At 49.2% G+C, this 1,270-nt stretch carries 1 protein-coding gene; it reads left to right on the top strand.

Going from position 1 to position 1,270, the window contains the following annotated elements; all coding sequences use genetic code 11:
- Window positions 1-60: 60 nt before the first annotated feature.
- Window positions 61-1,270: IS256 family transposase (locus J2W69_RS20600; protein ID WP_310282113.1), on the top strand; the 1,210-nt coding region annotated here is incomplete at its 3' end.

The raw sequence follows: 1,270 nt of genomic DNA, 5'->3' as shown, positions 1-1,270 counted from the left end.
GAGAGTGTAAAAAAATCTGTGTAAGTGGCATTCTACCTAACTCCTTGGAAGGGATAAAGAATGCCAATTACAGACCAATTACTGGATCAGCTGTTAGCTGACTGCAAATCTCCTGAAGATCTGATGGGCGAGCAAGGCCTGTTGCGCCAGCTGACCAAAAAGCTTGCTGAACGAGCCCTTGAAGCTGAGATGGAACACCATCTTGGTTACGCCAAACATGACCCTGCCGGTAAAAAATCCGGTAATTCCCGCAACGGAAAGACCAGTAAAACGGTGCGCTCTGTGCATGGTGAAATCGAGTTGGAAGTGCCACGCGACCGCAACAGTACCTTCGAACCGAGATTGGTCAAGAAAAGCGAAAAGCAGCTGGGCGGCTTTGATGAACGCATCATTTCGCTGTACGCCCGTGGCATGTCGACCCGTGATATTCAGGCGCATTTTGAAGAAGCCTATGATGTCGAAGTGTCTCCAACCTTCATTTCTCAGGTGACCAATGCCGTGCTGGATGAAGTCAAAATCTGGCAGCAACGGCCCTTAAACGCAGTCTACCCGATAGTGTATCTGGACTGTCTGGTGGTCCGTAGCCGTGACTCTGGATCCATTCAAAACAAAGCCATTTATCTTGCGCTTGGCGTCAATAGTGACGGTGAAAAAGAGCTGTTGGGTCTTTGGTTATCGCAGAATGAAGGCGCCAAATTCTGGCTCAGCGTGATGAATGAATTGAAGAATCGAGGCGTGAACGACATCTTTATTGCCTGTTGCGATGGCCTCAAAGGCTTTCCGGAAGCGATTGAAGCGGTCTATCCGAAAACTCAGGTTCAGCTGTGTATTGTGCATCAGGTGCGTCATAGCCTGCGTTTTGTTGGCTGGAAAGAGCGCAAGGAAGTGGCTGCAGACCTGCGAACTATCTACGGTGCCGCCACGTTGCAACAAGCCGAACAGGCACTGGATGAGTTCGCCGCAACCTGGGATGGAAAACATCCGGGTATCAGCCAATCCTGGCGAAACAACTGGAGTCGGCTCAGTGTCTTCTTCGACCATCCACCTGAAATACGGAAGGTTATTTACACAACCAACGCGATTGAATCTCTGAACGCCAGCTTACGAAAAGTCACCAAAACCCGACGTTCATTCCCGAATGATGAAGCCGTGTTAAAACTGCTGTATCTGGCTTTACATCAAATTGCGAAAAAGTGGACAATGCCATTGCGGGACTGGAAACCGGCGATGAATCAGTTCATCATCATGTACGGTGATCGTGTATCACTAT

The organism is Rheinheimera soli (genome assembly GCF_031457405.1).
GTDB lineage: Bacteria > Pseudomonadota > Gammaproteobacteria > Enterobacterales > Alteromonadaceae > Pararheinheimera > Pararheinheimera soli_A.
This window is presented reverse-complemented; position numbering and strand designations above follow the sequence as displayed.